At 62.2% G+C, this 21163-nt stretch carries 17 protein-coding genes; 10 read left to right on the forward strand and 7 right to left on the reverse strand.

Going from position 1 to position 21163, the window contains the following annotated elements; translation table 11 throughout:
• The first annotated feature begins 100 nt into the window (after positions 1-100).
• From coaBC to argA, 7 genes are all read left to right on the forward strand, one after another.
• Positions 101-1297 carry a bifunctional phosphopantothenoylcysteine decarboxylase/phosphopantothenate--cysteine ligase CoaBC gene (coaBC, locus tag DET50_RS02445; protein ID WP_113861305.1) on the forward strand — a complete coding sequence of 399 codons (1197 nt, stop codon included), beginning with the start codon at positions 101-103 and terminating at the stop codon, positions 1295-1297.
• Positions 1294-1755 (forward strand): dUTP diphosphatase, encoded by a 462-nt coding sequence (dut, locus tag DET50_RS02450; RefSeq protein WP_113861306.1) that lies wholly within the window; start codon positions 1294-1296, stop codon positions 1753-1755. Before coaBC ends, dut begins: the two co-directional genes overlap by 4 nt.
• Positions 1756-1847: 92 nt before the next feature.
• Positions 1848-4478 carry a phosphomannomutase/phosphoglucomutase gene (locus DET50_RS19700; RefSeq protein WP_113861307.1) on the forward strand — a complete coding sequence of 877 codons (2631 nt, stop codon included), beginning with the start codon at positions 1848-1850 and terminating at the stop codon, positions 4476-4478.
• 61 nt (positions 4479-4539) lie between these two features.
• On the forward strand, positions 4540-5436 hold the full coding sequence (argB, locus tag DET50_RS02460; protein ID WP_113861308.1) for an acetylglutamate kinase: 897 nt from the start codon (positions 4540-4542) through the stop codon (positions 5434-5436).
• Between the two features lie 20 nt (positions 5437-5456).
• Positions 5457-6707, forward strand: a complete 1251-nt coding sequence (locus tag DET50_RS02465) for an acetylornithine deacetylase (RefSeq protein WP_113861309.1) — start codon at positions 5457-5459, stop codon at positions 6705-6707.
• Between the two features lie 55 nt (positions 6708-6762).
• On the forward strand, positions 6763-7932 hold the full coding sequence (gene argE, locus DET50_RS02470; protein WP_113861310.1) for an acetylornithine deacetylase: 1170 nt from the start codon (positions 6763-6765) through the stop codon (positions 7930-7932).
• A gap of 13 nt (positions 7933-7945) precedes the next feature.
• Entirely contained in the window at positions 7946-9253 is a 1308-nt protein-coding gene (gene argA / locus DET50_RS02475) for an amino-acid N-acetyltransferase (RefSeq protein WP_113861311.1), read from the forward strand.
• Here argA and DET50_RS02480 read toward each other — a convergent pair.
• Positions 9227-10297, reverse strand: a complete 1071-nt coding sequence (locus tag DET50_RS02480; RefSeq protein WP_113861312.1) for an aminopeptidase — start codon at positions 10295-10297, stop codon at positions 9227-9229. The genes argA and DET50_RS02480 overlap by 27 nt on opposite strands.
• Before the next feature lie 163 nt (positions 10298-10460).
• Between DET50_RS02480 and DET50_RS02485 the strand changes: the two genes are divergently transcribed.
• Entirely contained in the window at positions 10461-14216 is a 3756-nt protein-coding gene (locus DET50_RS02485) for a DUF1631 family protein (protein ID WP_113861568.1), read from the forward strand.
• Positions 14217-14235: 19 nt separating this feature from the next.
• Positions 14236-15102, forward strand: a complete 867-nt coding sequence (locus tag DET50_RS02490; RefSeq protein ID WP_113861313.1) for a phosphoribulokinase — start codon at positions 14236-14238, stop codon at positions 15100-15102.
• 4 nt (positions 15103-15106) lie between these two features.
• Here DET50_RS02490 and DET50_RS02495 read toward each other — a convergent pair whose 3' ends face one another.
• The 3 genes from DET50_RS02495 to DET50_RS02505 form a co-directional block, all read right to left on the reverse strand.
• A complete protein-coding gene (locus DET50_RS02495) occupies positions 15107-15952 on the reverse strand; it encodes a pirin family protein (RefSeq protein ID WP_113861314.1) in 846 nt (281 codons plus the stop codon).
• Positions 15953-16086: 134 nt separating this feature from the next.
• A complete protein-coding gene (speD, locus tag DET50_RS02500; protein WP_092003430.1) occupies positions 16087-16878 on the reverse strand; it encodes an adenosylmethionine decarboxylase in 792 nt (263 codons plus the stop codon).
• 227 nt (positions 16879-17105) lie between these two features.
• A complete protein-coding gene (locus DET50_RS02505) occupies positions 17106-17528 on the reverse strand; it encodes an OsmC family protein (RefSeq protein WP_092003434.1) in 423 nt (140 codons plus the stop codon).
• 246 nt (positions 17529-17774) lie between these two features.
• Between DET50_RS02505 and crp the strand changes: the two genes are divergently transcribed.
• Positions 17775-18416: a cAMP-activated global transcriptional regulator CRP gene (crp, locus tag DET50_RS02510; RefSeq protein ID WP_007153756.1), complete on the forward strand. Its 642-nt coding sequence runs from the start codon at positions 17775-17777 to the stop codon at positions 18414-18416.
• Here the strand turns inward: crp and DET50_RS02515 are convergent.
• The 3 genes from DET50_RS02515 to modB all read right to left on the reverse strand — a co-directional run bounded on the left by DET50_RS02515 (position 18413) and on the right by modB (position 21155).
• A complete protein-coding gene (locus DET50_RS02515) occupies positions 18413-19294 on the reverse strand; it encodes an alpha/beta fold hydrolase (protein WP_113861315.1) in 882 nt (293 codons plus the stop codon). The genes crp and DET50_RS02515 overlap by 4 nt on opposite strands.
• Positions 19295-19398: 104 nt before the next feature.
• Complete coding sequence (gene modC, locus DET50_RS02520; protein WP_113861316.1) at positions 19399-20481, reverse strand: molybdenum ABC transporter ATP-binding protein; 1083 nt, start codon at positions 20479-20481, stop codon at positions 19399-19401.
• Entirely contained in the window at positions 20478-21155 is a 678-nt protein-coding gene (modB, locus tag DET50_RS02525) for a molybdate ABC transporter permease subunit (RefSeq protein WP_113861317.1), read from the reverse strand. Before modB ends, modC begins: the two co-directional genes overlap by 4 nt.
• Between the last annotated feature and the right edge of the window lie 8 nt (positions 21156-21163).

Here is a 21163-nt window from a genome sequence, read left to right on the forward strand (position 1 = left end):
GTAACATTCGGTAAATGTTAAGATTTCCGGCCTGGCTGTTACTGATAACCGGGCGTGCTATCTTATAACCCTTTTCAATATAAGGAATTGTGGAGCCGGTATGGGCGCCAAACGAATTCTGTTGGGAGTGACCGGTGGCATTGCCGCCTACAAGAGTGCCGAACTGGTGCGGCTGCTGAAAAAGGCCGGCTGTGAGGTTCGAGTGGTGATGACCTCCGGGGCCGAGGCGTTCGTGACCCCGCTGACCTTCCAGGCGCTCAGCGGTGAACCGGTCCGGACCTCGTTACTGGACCCTGAAGCGGAAGCCGGCATGGGCCACATTGAACTGGCCAAGTGGGCCGAGCAGGTGGTGGTGGCACCGGCCTCGGCCGATTTCATGGCCCGGCTGGCCAACGGCCTGGCAAATGACCTGCTGACGACCGTCTGTTGTGCCACCGATGCGCCTATTGCCCTGGCACCGGCAATGAACCAGGCCATGTGGCGCAATTTCCGGACCCAACGCAACCTGGCGATGCTGAACGAAGATCCTCAGGTTACGGTCTGGGGCCCCGATCAGGGCGATCAGGCCTGTGGCGACACCGGTCCCGGCCGGATGCTGGAGCCGGAGGCGCTGGCGTCCCTGATTCTGGATGAGCGCCAGGGACCGCTGAGCGGCAAGCGGGTGGTGATTACCGCGGGCCCGACCCGGGAGCCGCTGGACCCGGTCCGGTACATCAGCAACCATAGCTCCGGCAAGATGGGCTATGCATTGGCCGGTGCCGCCCGGGCCGCTGGCGCCACGGTCACTCTGGTCAGTGGCCCGGTGACCATCGCGCCGCCGGTGGGCGTGGACGTGCGGCCGGTGATGACCGCCCAGGACATGCTCACCGAATCCATGGCCGCGGTGGATGAGGGCTGTGACGTTTTCATCGCGACCGCGGCGGTGGCCGACTATCGTCCGGAGACCTGTGCCGGTGACAAGATCAAGAAAGCCACCGAAGCCATGTCCCTGGCGCTGGTGCGGAACCCGGATACCCTGGCCACGGTGGCCGGGCGTGCCGACGCTCCGTTTACCGTGGGCTTCGCGGCAGAAACCACCGACGTGGCGCGCTACGCCACCGACAAGATGGCCCGCAAGAAGCTGGACATGATCGTTGCCAACGACGTTTCCGCGCCGGGGCTTGGTTTCAACAGCGACAACAATGCGGTCACCGTGTTCTGGCCCGGTGGGCAGGAGCAGATCGGGCCGGACAGCAAACAGACCATCGCCACCCGTCTGGTGGCCCTGATTGGCGAACACTTGGAAGCAACTTCATGACCAAAAAGACCCTGCAGGTCCGGATTCTCGATGACCGGATCGGTACCAGTATTCCTTTCCCCGAGTATGCCACCGAAGGTTCCGCCGGACTGGATCTCAGAGCCTGCCTGAAAGAGCCGCTGGTGCTGGAGCCCGGTCAGACCCAGCTGATTCCCACTGGGTTGTCGATCCATATTGCCGATCCCTCCCTGGCGGCAATGATTCTTCCCCGCAGCGGGCTGGGGCACAAGCACGGTATCGTGCTGGGCAACCTGGTCGGCCTGATCGATTCCGATTACCAGGGCGAACTGATGGTGTCCTGCTGGAACCGCGGCAATACCACTTTCACCGTCAAGGTGGGTGAGCGGATCGCACAGCTGGTCCTGGTGCCTGTGGTGCAGGCCGACTTTGAAGTGGTGGATGAATTTGATGCCAGTGCACGGGGCGAGGGTGGCTTCGGCTCCACCGGGAGCCATTGATTAATCCGGGTTCATGCCGGTCTATTCCCGGCCGGCTATACTTGGCGGGTAACTGCCTGTTCAGGACGAAAAATAACATCGCGGGATAGACTATGAAGTTCGGCTGGAAGAAGGCTTCAGAAGACACGTCAGATGACAAACCGGCGAAAAGCGGGAAGGCAAGCAAAGGCAGGGCCAAGGCTTCCGGGCCCCGTCTCAGGCGCCTGACTTCAGTCGCTGCCAGCCAGGCGCTGATTGTGGTGCTGGCGGGAATTGCCTCTGTCGTTTTGCTGCACTTCATGGTGGTTCAGCCATCGGGCAGCGAGCGCCTGTTGGTGCAGCAGAGCCATGAGGTGGAAGCGGCCGCCCAGCGACTGAACCGGTATCTCGAGCTGTTGCAGCAGAGTGTCGAGGGGCTGGCGACCCAGGCTTACGTCCGGCAGGCGCTCCAAAGCGGTGAATCCCTTGCGGCGGCCGAACAGCAGCTCGCCGGAGCCCTGCCCGGTATCCAGGCCGTGTACCTTTTTCCTTACGGAGCGATTCCCCGTTCGGCCGATGACGATGCCCTGCTCGGGTTCGCCGGCCTGGAACTGGCGCGGGCGGCGGAAGCCGGAGACAAACTCTACCCGGATGCCTTCCCGCGGGAGAACCGCTGGTTTGTGCAGATCGCCACTCCGGTCCGCAACCCCGGCGCCGACACCATCGCCGGCAGTCTGCTGATGGTGTTCGAAGCCTCGCGGCTGCAGCCGCTGCTGTCCGTGGTCAATCCGCAGTTGGGCGGACAGCTCGCCCTGGTACAGACCGTGTCCGGGACCGCCCGGACTGTTGTCAGCCAGGGCTCCGGTAACGGCGAGGCGGTCAGCCGTCCCCTGATCAATCCTGACTGGTCGGTGTCCTATCGGCCAGCAAGGGTGCCGGCACCCCCGGTGGACATGGTGGTCATCGCCCTGATGGTGGTTGTGCCGGTGCTGATCGCGGCCATTGCGGTGTGGCTCCTGCTCGGCAGCGCCCAGCGCAGTCTGCGGCAGGATGTTGCTGCCCTGGTCCAGTGGGCACAGAAGGTGTTCGGGGGCGAACGCTCGAGGCCTCCCGGTTTCCGATGGGACATGATTGCCTCCACCGGAGAGGTGCTTTACCGGTTATCCCAGGCTGTCGACAAGCGCCTTGCCCGCGCCTCCGCCCCGTCGCCCGCCGGGAAAGGGAGCGCTCAGGCCAGGACCGCAACGGAGGAGGAGCCACTGTTCCAGGACAAGGACGTGCTCGACATCGACATGATGGACGGGGATGAGGATGTACTGGGTTTCAGCGGTGATACCGGCCCCCTGCAGGATGAGCCGGCTCCGGACGCTGCGCCGGCTGCAGCTCCGGCCGTGCAGCTGTCTCCCGAGATCTTCCGGGCCTACGATATCCGGGGCATTGTCGGTGAGACCCTGTCCGAGGATGTGGTCCGGGTCATTGGCCAGGCCATCGGCTCCGAAGCGGTGGACAAGGGTATCGGCGCCCTGTGTGTCGGCTATGACGGCCGCCACTCCAGCCCCGGGCTGGCCGATGCCCTTACCCAGGGAGTAACGGCGGCCGGCTGCAACGTTATCCGCATCGGCGCGGTACCCACGCCGGTGCTTTATTTTGCCACCCATGAGTTGCAAACCGGCTCCGGGGTAATGGTCACCGGCAGTCATAACCCGGCCAACTACAACGGTCTGAAGATCATGCTCGGTGGCGAGACCCTTTCCGGGGAGGCCATTCAGCAGCTGTACCAGCGGGCCGAGTCGGGTGATCTGACGAGCGGGCAGGGTGAGGAGACCACCGAGGATGTGCGCCGGGCCTATCTGGATCGGATCGTGGGCGACATCGCCGTGGCTGCGCCCCTGAAAGTGGTGGTGGACGCCGGTAACGGCATCGCTGGCGAACTGGCGCCCCTGCTCATCGAGGAGCTGGGCTGTGAGGTGGTCCCCCTGTACTGCGAAGTGGACGGGGATTTCCCCAATCACCACCCGGATCCCGGCAAACCGGCGAACCTGGATGATCTGATCGCCCGGGTCCGGGCCGAGGGTGCCGATCTCGGTGTTGCCTTCGATGGCGACGGTGACCGGCTCGGCGTGGTGACCAATACCGGCAAGATCATCTGGCCCGACCGGCTGCTGATGCTGTTCGCCCGGGATGTGGTGTCCCGCAATCCCGGCGCCGACGTGCTCTACGACGTCAAGTGCAGCCGGCGTCTGGCCAATGTCATCTCCGAGGCCGGCGGCCGGCCGATCATGTGGAAAACCGGCCATTCCCTGATGAAGGCCAAGATGAAGGAAACCGGCGCCCTGCTGGCCGGTGAGATGAGCGGCCATATCTTCTTTGGCGAGCGCTGGTACGGCTTCGACGACGGCCTCTATTCTGCTGCCCGGTTGCTGGAAATTCTCGGTATTGAGGATCGCCACTGTGACGAAGTGTTCGAGGATTTTCCGGAGGATGTCAGTACCCCCGAGCTCAATGTCGAAGTGACTGAAAGCAGCAAGTTCGCCATCATTGAGCGCCTTGCTGCCGAGGGCGATTTTGGTGACGGCAACATCAGTACCATCGACGGTATTCGCGTAGACTACGCCGATGGCTGGGGGCTGTGCCGGGCCTCCAATACCACGCCGGTGCTGGTACTGAGGTTCGAGGGCGAGACCGAGGAAGCCCTGGACCGGATCAGGAATGTGTTCCGGGAGCAGCTGCAGCGGGTGGCTCCCGATATTGTGACCGATTTCTGACAATTTCCGATGTCCGCAAGCCCGGGCGGGTGATCAACATTTTGCAAAGGTAAGGAACAACATGGCGCTGGATCGTGAAACAGCAATGCAGGTGGCTTCAGTACTGAGCCGGGGCCTGCCCTATATCCAACGGTTCACCGGCAAGACGGTGGTGATCAAGTATGGCGGCAACGCCATGGAAAACGAGGAACTCAAGAGCAGTTTCGCCCGGGACGTTGTGCTGATGAAGCTGGTCGGCATCAACCCGATTGTGGTCCATGGTGGCGGCCCCCAGATCGGGGAACTGCTGGAGCGCCTGAACATCGAATCCCGGTTCGTCAATGGCATGCGGGTCACCGACTCCGAAACCATGGATGTGGTGGAGATGGTGCTTGGCGGCCAGGTGAACAAGGAAATCGTCTCCCTGATCAATGCCCATGGCGGCACTGCGGTCGGCCTGACCGGCAAGGATGCCAACCTGATCCGGGCCCGCAAGCTCGAAGTGGTCAACCGGTCCCCGGAGCTTGAGCGGCCGGAGATCATCGACATCGGCCACGTGGGTGAGGTTGCCAGTGTCAACGTGGATGTCATCGAGATGCTGACCCGCAGCAATGTCATCCCGGTGATTGCCCCGATCGGGGTAGGGCCCGACGGTGCCTCCTATAACATCAATGCCGACCTGGTGGCGGGCAAGGTGGCCGAAGCCATGAAAGCCGAGAAGCTGATCCTGCTGACCAATGTATCCGGCCTGAAGAGCAAGGACGGCAAGGTGCTTACCGGGTTGACCGCGCAACAGGTGAACGAGCTGATCGAGGACGGCACCATCCATGGTGGCATGCTGCCCAAGATCCGTTGCGCCCTCAGTGCCGTGGAGAACGGTGTGCGCACTTCCCATATCATTGATGGACGGGTTGCCCACGCCTGCCTGCTGGAAATCTTTACCGATGAGGGTGTTGGTACCTTGATTTCCCGCAACTGATCCACCCGAGGAGTTTCCGGATGAAGCGGCTGCTGACCCTGCTGATTGTGCTGGCCTTGTTGACCTTTGCGGCCTTCAAGGGCGCCGTCTGGTGGTTGACCGACCAGCGTATGGCGGAAGCCCGTCTGGCCCTGGACGATTACGGGGTGCTCGAGCGGGGTACCGTGGGCTCCGGCATGGACGGAAGGCTGGTACTGACCAATGCCCGGTGGCAGGACTTCCGTCTGACCCAGCCGCTGGAATCGGGCCGGGTCGAATTCGATGCCGGCTCGCCATTGGCCCTGCTCACGGCCCTGGCCGATCCGGACAACCTGCCGGCACAATGGTCACTCCGGGCCGAGGGCCTCGGGCTGGTACTGGACGCCAACATGTTTCGGAACTGGGTGACTGCCGAAGGCACCAGTGTTGAGGGTGATCCGGCGCTTCTGGTGCTGCCATGTGCGCCGGATCCGAGGCAGCAACTGGGTAGTGGCGATCTGATGCGCATGGGCATCACCGGCCTGGCAGGCGAGTTTCTGGTGCAGCAGACGACCGAAGGAATATCCGCCGAACTGAACACCGCCGGCACCGGAAGCCTGGAAGTGGACTGGCCCGGTGCCCGGATTGACCTGATGGCACCGGCAGACACCCTGGCCAGTTCCGATCAGCCGATGACGGTTATACTCAGGGATGGCGGCCTGATGCGCCGGATTGCAGCCTATTGTTCCCGGGAGGCGGGCCTGGATACCATGGAGTGGGCACGCCGTGCCACCGGAGCCCTGGAGCAGGGGCTGAACGCCCGGGGGTTGGCGCCCAGTGAACAGTTGCTTGCCCTTTACCGGCAGTGGCTGCTGGAGGGTGGCGAGCTGAATCTTGCTATTGAGCCATCGGAGTCGTGGCTGGGTATCCCGGTTCGGGATCCGGATGCCGAAGCTCAGGAGCCTGGCTGGCAAGTGGCATACAATGGAGCGAGTGTTCCGGATGTATACCTGGAGGCCTTGCCGCCGGAGCCCGCGCCGGTCGATGAAGCCGCCGAGCCGTCCGCCGACATTCGCGAGAATCCCGCGGTGGCGGGGTGGTATACCGAGCCTGTGGCAACAGCCGGCTCGTGGGTCGGTCGCCGGGTCCGGGTCACCCTCTCCAATGACAATGTGGTGGAAGGGCGCCTGGTGAGTGTCTCCGAGCGCGAGCTGGAAGTGGCCCGGGTGGTGGCCGGCGGCGAAGTGGCCTACCCGATGCTGCTAAGCGCTGTATCGGGCTTCGAGGTCTGGCGTCGTGGCCGCATTGAATGACACCTGACCTTCCTTGATCATTCTTGTTCACCCCGAACGGGGCTGAGAGGATACTATGGCACAGTCCGCAGACACCAAAGCGGCGGTTCCGGAGCTCAGGGACATGCTGGCCCGGCTGATTTCCCTGCCTTCAATCAGCAGCGCCTCGCCCGAGTGGGACCACAGTAATGAAGCTGTCGTTCGCACTCTCGCAGAATGGCTCGAACCCCTCGGCTTCGTGGTGGAAATTCTCGAAGTGCCCGGCATGCCCGGCAAGTTCAATCTCATCGCCACCCTGGGAAGGGGCTCCGGCGGGCTGGTGTTGTCCGGCCACACCGATACCGTGCCTTTTGATGACAAGCGCTGGCACAGTGACCCCTTCACCCTGACCGAGCGGGATAACCGCTGGTATGGCCTGGGTACCTGTGACATGAAGGGTTTCTTCCCACTGGCGATCGAAGCCGCCAAAGCCTATTCGGATGCGTCACTCAAACAGCCGCTGATCATTCTGGCAACGGCGGACGAGGAGAGCTCCATGAACGGCGCCCGGGCCCTGGCCGAGGCTGGCAAACCCAAGGCCCGATACGCGGTCATCGGCGAGCCCACGAGTCTCAGGCCGGTGCGGATGCACAAGGGCATCATGATGGAGCGGCTGAAGTTCGAGGGGCAGTCCGGCCATTCCTCGAATCCGGCCCTGGGCCGCAACGCCATGGAGGGTATGCATGAGGCCCTGACCGAACTGCTGACACTCCGGAGCCAGTGGCAGCAGCAGTACCGGAACCCCAACTTTGAAGTCCAGTTTCCCACCCTGAACCTGGGCTGCATCCACGGTGGTGATAATCCCAACCGGATCTGTGCCCAGTGCGAACTGCATTTCGACCTCCGGCCACTGCCGGGCATGGCCATGGAGGACCTGAGGCAGGCGATCCTGGCCCGGGTCCAGCCGGTTGCCGAGCGGCGGGAGTTGGGGCTGGTCTTTGAGCCCCTGTTTGACGGGGTGCCGCCATTCGAGACACCGGCTGATGCGGTACTGGTCCGGACCTGTGAAAAACTGACCGGCCACACCGCCCATGCGGTCGCCTTTGCCACCGAAGCACCCTGGCTCCAGAAGCTGGGTCTGGAAACCCTGGTGATGGGGCCTGGATCGATTGACCAGGCGCACCAACCGGATGAATACCTGGAGCTGACCCAGCTTGAGCCGACGGTGCGGATACTCCGGGGACTGATCGAGGAGTTTTGTCTGTGACGGAGAAGCGGAATTGAAATCGAACGAATGGTTGCACGGTTTCCGCCACTCATCGCCCTATATCAACGCCCATCGCGGCCGGACCGTGGTGCTGACCATTCCGGGCGATGCCATTGAACACGGCAACTTTATCAATATCATCCATGATATTGCCTTGCTGAGCAGCCTGGGTGTGCGCCTGGTGGTTGCTTTTGGCGCCCGACCACAGATCCAGGCCCGCCTGGACAGTGCCGGCGCCGAGTCCCGGTTTGACCGGGGGCTGCGGATCACCCCCGAACAGCATCTGCCGATGGTCATGGAGGCCATTGGTGGTCTACGTGCCTATCTCGAGAGCCAGTTGTCCATGGGGCTGGTCAATTCACCCATGCACAATGCCCGCATCCGGGTCAGCAGCGGCAATTTCGTCACCGCCCGCCCCGTGGGCGTGCTTGACGGTGTCGACTTCGGTTACACCGGCCGGGTCCGGCGGATCGATGCCAGTGGTATCGAGAAACTTCTGGAGCTGGGGCATATCGTGATCCTGCCGCCCATGGGCTATTCACCCACGGGGGATAGCTTCAACCTGTCCTATGAGGATGTCGGCAGCCAGGTTGCGGCCGCGGTGCAGGCCGAGAAGCTGATGGTATTCATCGACGATCAGGGATTGCTGGAGGAGGATGGCAGCCTGATCCGGGAGCTGTCGGTCCGGCAGGCCTCGGAGCGCCTGGCGGCAGGGACGGTTACCGGACACGATGCGGATCTGCTGAAGGCTGCATGCGATGCCTGCGTCAAAGGCGTGCGCCGGGCCCACATCATCAGTTACGAGGAAGACGGGGCGCTACTTGGTGAACTGTTCACCCTGGATGGTTCCGGCACCCTGGTCAGTGGTGACAATTACGAGAAGATTCGTCAGGCCAGGGTGGAAGACCTCGGTGGTATCCTCGAACTGATCCAGCCCCTGGAAGAGCAGGGGATCCTGGTGCGGCGCTCCCGGGAAATGCTGGAAACGGAGATTGACCGTTTCGTGGTGGTAGAGCGGGACGGAACCATTGTCGGTTGCGCCGCCCTGTATCCCTATCCTGAGGAAGGCGCCGGGGAGTTGTCCTGCTTTGCGGTCGATCCCTCCTATCGCCGGGCCGGCCGGGGGGATGAGTTGCTGGCGATGATCGAGAAACTGGCCCGGGGCCAGGGTATCCAGAAACTGTTTGTCCTCACGACCCAGACCGAACACTGGTTCCGGGAGCGAGGATTCCTGCCTTCCAGTGTCCAATCGCTGCCGGGCCCCAAGCTGGCGGCCTATAACAGCCAACGCAATTCAAAGGTTTTCTGCAAACCTCTGTGACAGCCGCTCCAGGGCGGCTGTGCGCTGATCCGGCGGACGCTGACCCAGCTCTTCCACCGCCTGGTAGAAGGCCGGGAAGTCGTGATCATGGTCTGATAGCAGCTGGCGGAAGCCGGGTACGAACTGGTTGTACTGCCGGAACAGGGCCAGGTTGGCGTTGTTGAGGGTGACCGGGGCCGGGCCGAATGGACCGGGCTCGGACCAGGTGTCTGACAGTTCTGCGTAATCGTCAGCAAGCCGCGTGAGGATTTCCTGCTTTCGTGTCCGCAGGTTGTCCGGAACCAGGGTGTCCGCCTGCCTGTAGAGTCTCTCCAGACTGCCGGTGGCTTCGCGAACCAGCGCCAGGGTCTGGTTCCGGCGTTCCAGTCGGGCCAGGGCCTGCTCGAACCGGTCCGCCTCGCCCCGCTGGCTCAGCCACAGCCGGAGCCCCTCCAGTTCCATCGCGGTGGCAAAGCTTTCGTTGAAGGTGGTGTCCTCGGCAATGTAGACCACCCGGTGGGCCAGTTCGTGGAACATCAGGGCGACCATGCGATCCTCACTGAGGCGGGTAAATCCGCTGTGCAGGGGATCGTCGAACCAGCCCAGGGTGGAGTAGGCGGTGACACCTCCGATGAAGGTGTCATAACCGTCCGCCCGGAACCGTGTCTGCTCCTCTCTGGCATCCTCCAGGCTGAAATAACCCCGGTAGGCCTGGCACCCGACAAACGGGTAGCACCAGCGGTGCGGTTCCAGGGAGAATTCAGGGACCGCCACCAGATTCACCACCACCCAGGGGCGCTCCAGCTGCACGTATTCCAAAAAGGCATCCCCCACTGGCAACGCCAGTTGCTCACGGGCAAACTGCCTTGCCTCAAGTGCCAATGCCAGTTTATCCCGGATATCGGCCGGTGTTTCTGCGTTACCGATAACCTTCGGCACCGGTTCGGCACGGGTCATCAGGCCGAAGTGACCGGTAATTGCCTGGGTGTAGTAGCCAATGGTCGTACATCCGGTCAGGCCGGTTATCAGTAGCAAAAGAAGATAGATCTGACTAAGCTGTTTCATGGATCTGGGTGTTATACTCTGGCCGGTTTCCATTCGGGATCCCGCCACTATATTACAGCCATAATGCCCATAGTAGCCGGTGGCTTTATCCACCGTTTCAGGGACCCAAACCGGGCTCGGGTTGCTCCAGGGTCGGCTGGTGGTACGAAAAATCAGGTTGTTCATGGAATCAAGAGAACGTCGTAGAAGTCCCCGCCAACCCATCAAGCTGGCTGCCCAGATCGATCTGGGCGCCGGTGAATCCTGGCCTTGCCAGATTGCGGACTTTTGTGCTGAAGGTCTGTTTGTCCGCTATTCCGGCGACACCTCCCGAAAGCTGGACCAGATCCTCGCCCGTGGTTCAAAGCCGGAACTGATCGTGCGTTTCCGGAGTGCCGATGGCCTGCGTGCCCATGAGCTGCACGTCAGCATCGTGCGCCGCATTGATGGTGCCATGGGGGTGAACTTCACGCGCTCCAATCCTGAGGCGCTCGACGCCATGATTGCCCAGTGCGGTGGCTCCCGGCATCAGGAACGCTCCTCCCTGCAAGCGCCCAATGACCGCATCCAGTTTGTCCTGCACCAGTGTGCCAGGGCCGTCACCCAGTTCATCGAACCGCTCATGGATGCCTGCTTCGTCCAGATGGTTGCAGGCCTGAAACAGGCCGCCCAGAAAGCCGCCAATGACCAGATGGCCAACGAATTCATGGATGCCTCGGGCCAGATTCAGGCCCGGCAGCGGGTGATCTGGCACCACATGTCGAGAAGCCTGGAATCGCCGCTGAAGCCGGCCCCCAAGGGTTTCCCGGGCTCGGAACTCTCCATCGTAGACAAGGGCGAATTCGAGGACTGGCTGACCATCCGGGTGATGGTGACCAAGGCCGATACCCAATACCGCGGGGACCTGCTGCAGTTGAAGCTGCGCCTGGACAAGCTGGGCATCGCCAATGCCACCGGACATCACAATCCACTGGGGCCGGCACTGGTGTGCGAGGCCTTCCATGCCGGCCTCAGCCAACTGAAGCTGTCCCGGGACGTGGAGAAGGTCAGTCTCAAGGTGTTCGAGCAGACGGTGTTGCAACAGCTGGGTCCGCTGTATGAGGAGCTCAACAACATCCTCATCCGCCACGGGGTGTTGCCGGACCTGGACCTGAGCAAGTACCTCAGCGAGAAGACCGTCACCAAAGCAGAACCCAGAAAAGCGAAACAGCCGGAAGTGCGCACCGAGGAACCAAAACCGGACAGCAACCGGGTACAGCCTATCCGGGAACCGGCGACCAGCCGGAGCGGGGCTTACGCCGGGCGCGCCGGCCAGGAGTTCCGCGGCTATTCCCAGGCGGCCCAGACTGCCTTCGCCACGGTTCGCAACCTGATTTCCACCCTGTCCGCAAGCCGGCTTGCGGGCGGTGATGCCGAACCCATGCCGTTCCCTCCCAATGCCCAGCCGTTGTCAGCGGGTGAATTACAGCGAGAGCTGCAGCAGCTTCAGCTCCAGGCCCGGGAAGCCGTGGCGGAGGATCTGCCCCTGAAGCAACGGGTGGTGGAGCGGGTTCGCGAGAGTGGCGACCACCGGTTGAACGAGGAACAGCAGGAGACCCTGGATGTGGTCGACCGCTTCTTCCGCAGTGTAGTGGAGAGCCCCAAGCTCAGTGACTATGCCCAGAGCCGGCTCCGGCAGCTGGAGGTGCCGGTCCTCAAGGTGGTCATGCGTGATCCGGCCTTCTTCGATGATCAGGATAGCCCGGTGCGCGGTGTCATGAACCGCCTCGCCCAGCTTGGTGTTAAAGGTGGCCGGGTGAATCCGGTGGTGCAGCGCCGGGTGGATGAACTGATCCGGAAGATCAACACCGACTTCGAGCAGGACACCGGAGTCTTCGAGCAGACCGTCCGGGAGCTCGATACCCTGATCGACCGTCAGAACCTGGTTTACCGTCGCAACGTCGAGCGGGTCACCGCCGCTGCCGAAGGTGCCCAGAAAGTGGCGGAATCCAAGAAGGCGGTGGCCGAGGTTCTCAACCAGCGGTTGGCGGGCCGCAAGGTACCGAAGGCGGTCCTGAGCCTGCTTGACGGCGGCTGGCGGGACCTGCTGTCGCTGACCTGGATCCGCCAGGGTCCGGACAGCCAGTTGTGGCAGGATTACCTGGCGGTGATCGATTCGCTGTTGGCCTTTGCCGACGATCCGGGCAGCAGCATCAATCTGCCGGAGTTGCTCAGGGTGATCCAGGATGGCCTGGCGTCGATTTCCAGCAACCACATGCCCTCGTCCCAGATCCGCAATGAACTCAAGCAGTTCCTGGTGCGCCGCCCTGATCAGCAGCCGGAGCTGGTAGAAGTACCGCCGGCCCGCACGGCCGAAGAGGAGCAGCGGGAACTTTCAGACCGTGAGCAGCGCAGTCTCCAGCGCTGGATCAACCGTGCCCAGCAACTGCGGACCGGAGACTGGTTGCGGGATCAGGAGAATCCCGACAAGCCCCAGTACATCCGGCTGGTCTGGGTTGCCCGGGGCTTCAGTCGCTTCGTGTTTGTGAACCACCAGGGGATGCGGGTGGTGGAACTGGAGCTGGAGGCGCTGGCCCGGCAGATGCGCAAGGGCATCATCGTGCCGGATAACCAGTACGAACGCCCGCTGGTGGATGAGAGTATCGATCGCATGGTGCGCAAGGTCTATGATCAGCTGTCCTGGGCGTCCACCCACGACGAGCTGACCGGTCTGCTGGGGCGGCGGGAATTCGAGCGCATGCTGGACCAGCAACTGGCCCGGCGGGAAGACGAGCGGACATTGGTGCGGCTGGATCTCCGGCGCTTCCGGATTCTCAATGATACCGCCGGTTACCAGGCCGGGGACGATGCCCTGAAGCAGGCGGCCGATCTTCTGTGCAGCCATGTGGGCGACGGCATGCCGGTGGCTCGCCTGGCCGGCAACGAGTTTGCGATGCTGGTGCCGGGAGAGGATGCCCGGGAAACCGCCGGCAACCTGATCAAGGCGATCGAGGCCGCCGAGTTCAGTTTCAGTGGTCGCAGCTACCGGTTGTCTGCCAGTGCCGGTATCGTCCCGACCCTGCCGGGCCTGGTGAACGCCGAGCGCTGGCTGCGGGCGTCGGAACAGGCACTGGCTGCGGCCAAACAGCAGGGCCATGGCCAGGCGGTGGAATACGTGCCGGACGAGCATGATCAGTCCCGTCAGGAACAGATCGCCGCCAAGGTCGCCAGCCTCGGAGACCTGAACGAGGAGCGCATGCTGCTGCGGTGCCAGAAGATCATTCCTCTGCACGGCCGGACCTCCATGTCGCCCCAGTATGAAATCCTGATCAGCATGTATGACGACGCCGGCACCCTGATCACGGGTCGGGATTTCGTCCGCATGGCCGAGCGTTATGACCGCATGCAGGCGGTGGATCGCTGGGTGGTCGGGCAAATGCTCGACTGGCTGCGGGAGCGACAGCCGGATCCCCGCCACCTCGGTGGTGTGTGTATCAACCTGTCCGGTTTCAGTCTGAATGACCAGTCCCTGCTGGAATTCATCTACGAGAAGCTGAGCCAGAAGGACGCACCTATCGAGCGCATCTGGTTCGAGCTCACCGAGGCGTCCGCCATCAACGATATCGACGCGGTGGCGGAGTTCATCCGCGAGATGAAGGAACTGGGCTGCCGGTTCTGCCTGGGCAATTTTGGCAGTGGCCCCAGCTCGTTCAATTTCATGCGCTCCCTGCCGGTGGACCTGATCAAGATCGACAGTGCCTTCACCAGCCAGCTCACCACCAGCGAGACGGACCGGGCCATGGTGAGGTCCATGGTGGAGATGGCGCACTACATGAAGCGGGAGGTGATCGCCTCCCGGGTTGAATCCCGCGAGGTTCTGGATATGCTGAGGCAATTGGGCGTGGATTACGCCCAGGGATTCGTGGTGGAGAAGCCCCGTTCCCTCGACAGCCTTCTGTAAACCGGAACAGGCGGAGCCCATGTCAAAGCGTCATCCGATCATTGCCGTGACCGGCTCCAGCGGTGCCGGCACCACGACCACCGGACAGATCTTCAGCCGGATGTTCGCCAGTGAGGGGCTGCGCCCGGCCATGGTCAGTGGTGACAGCTTCCATCGCTACAACCGGGAGCAGATGGCGCGGCTGGCCGCGAAAGGCCAGTTCGGTGAGCGCAACCACTTTGCCCTGGCCGCCAATCATATCGACAAGCTCGAGGCGCTGTTCTACGACTATGGCCACACTGGTAATGGCCGTTACCGCCGGTATGTCCATGACGAGGACCACAGCCTGATTGCCGCCGGCCACAAGGCCGGGACGTTTACGCCCTGGGGGCCGGTGCCGGCAGACACCGACCTGCTGTTCTACGAGGGGTTACACGGCGGGGTGGTGAGCGACAACTACAACATCGCCCAGTATGTGGACCTGTTGATCGGGGTGGTCCCCATCGTGAATCTGGAGTGGATCCAGAAGATCCATCGGGATACCCACAAACGGGGATACAGCCAGGAGGCGGTGGTCCAGACCATCATCAATCGCATGGACGACTACGTCCACGATATCGTGCCCCAGTTCTCCCATACCCACATCAACTTCCAGCGGGTGCCATTGGTAGACACCTCCAATCCGTTCGTGGTCCGGGATGTGCCCACCGAGGACGAGAGCATGGTGGTGATCCGGTTCCGGGATCCCTCGGAAGTGAAATTCACCCAGCTGCTGCAACTGATCGCCGGCAGCAGCGTGTCTCGCCACGATACCCTGGTGGTGCCGGGACCGAAGATGGCGCTGGCCATGGACCTGGTGCTTCGGCCCATGGTCCAGCGCCTGATGAGCCGACGCACCTACGGCTGAAGCCTCAGGCGGTCAGCCTGCCGTCCCGGTAGTCCCTCAGTGCCTGCTCGATTTCCTCGCGGGTGTTCATCACGAACGGACCATACTGCACGATCGGTTCACCAATGGGCTTGCCGGCGATCAGCAGCAGGCGGGCGCCGCTGGCCCCGGCAGTGACGGTAATCCGGTCACCCTCACCAAGCACGCTGGCGGCACTGCGCCGCAGGGCCTGATCGCCAAGGCGGGCTTCCCCTTCGTACAGGTACAGCATGGCGTTGTGGCCCGCGGCTACCGGAAGCGTTACCTGACCTTCTGCGTCCAGGTGAATGTCGGCGTACAGCGGCTCGGTGCTGCCACCGGTCACCGCACCCTGATGGCGGGTACCGTCCAGGGTCAGCTCTCCGGCAATCAGTTTGACTCGAGCGCCAGTGATGGGGATCTCGGGAATGTCCTCGGGCTGGATGTCCCGGTAACCGGCATCGGTCATCTTTTCTGCCGCCGGCAGGTTCAGCCAGAGCTGGAAGCCCCGCATCACGCCCTGTTCCTGCTGGGGCATTTCCGAATGGATGATGCCCCTGCCTGCGGTCATCCACTGGACACCTCCATTGCGCAGATCCCCCTGGTTCCCCAGGTGATCCTCATGGAGCATATGGCCCTCGATCATGTAGGTGACCGTCTCGAAGCCACGGTGGGGGTGGGAAGGAAAACCGGCAATGTAGTCGGCCGCCTCGGCGGAGCCGAATTCATCCAGCATCAGGAACGGATCCATCCGCACCGACTGGTGTTGGCCCAGGGAGCGCTTGATGCGGACACCGGCACCATCAGAGGTTTCCAGTGCGGGAATGGTCTGTTTAACGGAGCGAAGCGTCATCTCGTCCTCCTTGCGTTCACATATGTCTGTATTAGACACGGGAGTCCGAAGAGATGAAAACGCAGAATTCTGGCGGGGCAGATCAAAAAAACTGAAGAAGCGGCGGCGGCCCGGAAAGACCACCGCCGGAGGGATTATTCCACGTTCCGGGAATAGAAAATTTCCAGCATTTCCCGCCGCAGGCGATCCTCGATGGACTGGGCTTCGGCCGGATCCAGGTCACTGGCATTGACGCCGAACACGTAGTTATCCAGGTTGAAGTTCTTCAGCATCATCTTGGTGTGGAAGAGGTTCTCCTGGTACACGTTTACATCGATCATCTGATACGCGTTCTGGGTATCCTCGGTCAGGTAGTTCTGGATCGAGTTGATGTCGTGATCGATGTAGTGCTTGGTGCCGTCCACGTCCCGGGTGAAGCCGCGCACGCGATAGTCCACGGTGACCACGTCGGAATCGAAGCTGTGGATCAGGTAGTTCAGCACCTTCAGCGGCGAAATCAGGCCGCAGGTGGACACGTCGATATCCGCCCGGAAGGTACTGACGCCATCGTGGGGATGGCTCTCCGGGTAGGTGTGCACGGTCACGTGGCTCTTGTCCAGATGCGCTACGATGGTGTCCGGCAGCGGGCCCGGGGATTCCTCGTTGTTGGCTTCGCCATCGGTAAGCTCATGCTCGGCAATGAGCATGGTGACGGACGCCCCGTGGGGCTCGTAGTCCTGGCGGGCGATATTCAGGATGTTGGCGCCGATGATCTTGACCACATCGGTCAGGATCTGGGTCAGACGCTCAGCGTTGTACATCTCGTCGATGTAATCAATATAGGCTTCGCGTTGTTCTTCGGTCTGCGCGTAACAGATGTCGTAGATGTTGAAGCTCAGGGATTTGGTCAGGTTGTTGAAACCGTGCAGCTGGAGTTTGGTTTCCATGCTCAGCCCCTCCGGACATTGGAGATGAATGACTGCAGGGCACTATCTTGAAGTGTCAGCCCTGCCGAGGCCGCCACCGACTACTGACCGGGTGACTCATTGTTCACCTTTTGCGCAGACCGGCGGAGAAGGCGCGTATTATGCACACCGCGAGTGACGTTGAATAGTATCTGCAATGACATTTTAGCATCCGTAATTGCCGCCGGTTCCGGCTGGCTGGACAGGCCTTACTCCGCTTCGCGGATTTCGTGGCTGTGGGTGATCTCCACTCCGGCCTTTTCCAGCATGATCGAAGCGGAACAGTACTTCTCCGCTGACAGGCTCACAGCCCGCTGGACCTGTTTTTCCTTGAGGTTGTGCCCGGTCACCACAAAGTGCAGATGGATTCTGGTGAACACCGCCGGCACGGCGTCGGCACGTTCTGCCTCGAGTTCCGCATGACAGGCCGTCACATCCTGGCGACTCTTCTTGAGGATACTCATCACATCAAACGCGGAACACCCGCCCAGTCCCATCAGCAGCATCTCCATGGGGCGGGGGCCCAGGTTCTCGCCGCCATGGTCGGGGGGACCATCAATCTGTACGCTGTGGCCGCTGCCACTGGTAGCCCTGAAGCTGGCATTGCCGGTCCAGTCGATGGTTGCTTTCATGTCGTGATGGTCTCCGTTGGTCAGAACTGGATGTGATAAGGCCGGATGCTAGCACAGTCGGAATCCCCGGGCAGCCGCCGAAAACGGTATCGAGGTCAAGGAGTGCGCTCTTTCCGGTTGCCCGCCATTGGCCTTCTTGTTATAAGTTGGCGTGTTTTTGAAGAAAAATTAACGAACCCGCAGGGAAAGCCGGGTGAAGAATAACCATCGGGACCCGCCAGTATCTGAGGAGGCATGACTCGCACTATGGCTACTATCGTCAAGCCGGTTGAGCAGAAAACCAAGCACCTGGACTATTTCCTGTCCCAGTGCCACCGCCGTCGCTACCCCGCCAAGAGCACCATCATCTACGCCGGTGACAAGAGCGATTCCCTGTTCTACATCGTCAAGGGTTCCGTCACCGTGATCATCGAGGATGACGACGGCCGCGAAATGATCATGGCGTACCTGAATGCCGGGGATTTCTTCGGTGAGATGGGCCTGTTCGACAACATGGATTCCCGCAGTGCCTGGGTGAAGGCCAAGACCGAGTGCGAAGTGGCCGAGATCAGCTACACCAAGTTCCGCGAGATCGCCCAGCAGGATCCGAGGGTGTTGTACTTCATCGGCGAACAGATGGCCTCCCGCCTGCGTCAGACCACCCGCAAAGTGGGCGACCTGGCGTTCCTGGATGTCACCGGCCGGGTCGCGCGCACCCTGCTGGACCTGTGCAAGGAGCCGGATGCCATGACCCACCCCGATGGCATGCAGATCAAGATCACCCGCCAGGAGATCGGCCGGATCGTCGGCTGCTCCCGGGAAATGGTCGGCCGGGTGCTCAAGACTCTGGAGGATCAGGGCCTGGTGCGGGTCAAGGGCAAGACCATGGTGGTGTACGGCACCCGTTAACCTGCCTGGCTCACTGCGAATTCCCTGATTGCGTCCGCCACCGGGCCGGGCGCAGTCAGTGGCGCCCAGTGCGGCGCGTCCACTTCCTTCCTTGTCAGCTTTCCTGTCCACCGCACCTGCTGGTCAAACAGTTGCTCCCCCACATAGTTATCCCCTTTGGGAATGATCAGCTGCACCGGGCACCGGGCGTGGCGCAGTGCCGGGCGCCACAGCCGGGGCAGGAAATTGGCACGATAGAGTTTGACGCCGAACATGCCATCACCCTGCTGCAGTTCGCTGAAGCGGGCATCGGCAATGCCTTCGTATTTCTGCAGAATGCCCGGCCAGACCCGATCCAGTCCTAGCCGCCAGAGGGTTTCGGGCACCACCGGTAACTGGAACAGGAACACATACCAGGAACTGGCCAGTTGCCGGAGCACTCTGGCAGTGCCCCCGCCCCGCAGGTGCGTCGCCTGCTCCCTCAGCCAGTAGCCGACATGATCCAGGCAGGGGCCGGAGATCGAGGAGTAGGAGCGGATCCGATCCATGAGCGGTCCGGCCGTCACCGATTCCCAACTCTGGATCGACCCCCAGTCGTGAGCCGCCAGGTGAAAGGTGCGGCCGGGCAGCAGCTGATCGACAACGGCCTCAAGATCCCCCGCCAGTTGCTGGAGCCGGTAGTCCCGGGTCTTGCCGGGTTTGTCGGAAAGTCCGGCGCCCCGGACGTCATAGCGCACCAGGTAAAAATCCGGAACCAGTTGCTCGACGACCCGGTCCCAGACGTGGTGATTGTCCGGGTAGCCATGAACCAGTACCAGGGCTTCGTTGCCGGGGTCGCCCTCGGTGACGGCATGGAGCGTGATAGTGCCTCTTTGCACGCGATGGTGGACCCGGTTCATGACGTCTCCTGTCGGTGGGCTTCGGATGGATTCAGTGCTTACAGGTTAAACGCTGGGGTTGTTACCGGCTGCGGCCAAAGAGGCCATAGCTCGTGCCCGGGGTGTCAGTCGACGATGGCAACCGACTTCACCTGCATCCAGACCCGCTGGCCGGGTTGCAGTGACAGGGTGTGAACCGACCGGCTGGTGAGTCGGGCCAGGAAGGGGGTATTGCCCGCCATGAGCCGGACCATTGACGTGCCCGGGCTCAGGTCCGCGGCAATTTCATCGATGGTGGCCGGCACCAGGTTCTGGGTGCTCTGTTCGGTGAGCTGGCTGAGGGCAATACTGATGTCCCTTGCCAGTACCTGCACGCGGATCCGTTGGCCGGTGGCGAGTGTGTCGTCATCGCGCAACCACAGGTGGCCACCGTCGAAATCTGCCCGGCATAGATGCCATTGCTCATCCCGCTGGCCGATGACGGCATCCATGATCACGCCGGCGTCCTCCTCGAGGCCGAACGGCTGGTCGGTGCGGGCGAGGGTCTGTTGCAACGGTCCCTCGGCAACCACCTGGCCGTTATCCATCATCACGATGTGATCGGCAAGCCGGGCGACCTCCGCAGTGGAGTGGGACACATAGAGAATTGGAATGGCCAGGGAATCCCTGAGGGTTTCCAGGTAGGGCATGATGTCCTGCTTGCTGCGCGCATCCAGGGCCGAGAGCGGCTCGTCCATCAATAGCAGGTCCGGACTGGTCAGCAGCGCCCGGGCAATGGCAACCCGCTGGCGTTCACCGCCGGACAGGCGCTCGGGCATGCGGTCCAGCAGGTGGTCAAGCCCAAGCCAGCTCACCGCTTGGTCGAAGCCTACCTGGCGCCGGGCCTCCGGAATGCGACGGAAGCCGTAATTGAGGTTCCGGCGCACGCTCAGGTGCGGGAACAGGCTGGTTTCCTGGAACACATAGGCCAGGGAGCGCTGGTGCACCGGCAGGCTCCGGGAACCGTCCTGCCAGGTTTCACCGTTGACGGCCAGGGCGCCCTCGGCGGGCTGGAGCCCGGCGATGCACCGCAGCAGGGTGGTCTTGCCGCAGCCTGAGTGCCCGAACAGCGCGGTGACGCCACTGCCCGGCAGATCGAGGTCGACGTCGAGCCGGAACGGCCCGAAACTGCACCGGAAACGAGCCTGTACTCCCCGGGAAACGGTCATTTCATCACCCCGGGCTGAAGGCGGCCGTTGAGACTGTACAGGCTCAACAGGACGATAAAGGAAAACGCCAACATGCCGGCGGCCAACCAGTGAGCCGAACCATAATCCAGGGCCTCGACGTGATCATAGATGGCCACTGACAACACCTTGGTTTCACCCGGAATATTGCCCCCGATCATCAGCACCACGCCGAATTCACCCACGGTATGGGCAAAGGTCAGCACCGCCGCGCTCAGGAAGCCTGGGCGCGCCAGCGGCAGGACCACAGTGAAGAAACGGTCCCGTGGCGACGCCCGGAGCGTGGCGGCCACTTCCAGCAAGCGCTGGTCAATGGTCATGAAGCTGTTCTGCAGCGGTTGCACGGTAAAGGGCAGGGAGTAGATGATCGAGGCAACCACCAGGCCCTCGAAGGTAAACGGCAGCAGGCCAAGGCCAAGCTGTTCGGTCAGTCGTCCCACCAGGCCATCGGGCCCCATCACGATGAGCAGGTAAAAGCCCAGCACGGTGGGCGGCAACACCAGGGGCAGGGCGATGAGGGCGGATACCGGTTGCCGCGACCAGTGCTGGCTGCGGGCCAGCCACCAGGCCAGAGGGGTGCCGATGATCAGTAACAGTAGTGTGGTGATGCCTGCCAGTTTCAGTGTCAGCCAGACGGCCTGCCATTCCGGGCCCATGAAATCTC

The sequence above is a fragment of the Marinobacter pelagius genome, from assembly GCF_003315345.1.
In the GTDB taxonomy this organism is placed as follows: domain Bacteria; phylum Pseudomonadota; class Gammaproteobacteria; order Pseudomonadales; family Oleiphilaceae; genus Marinobacter; species Marinobacter pelagius_A.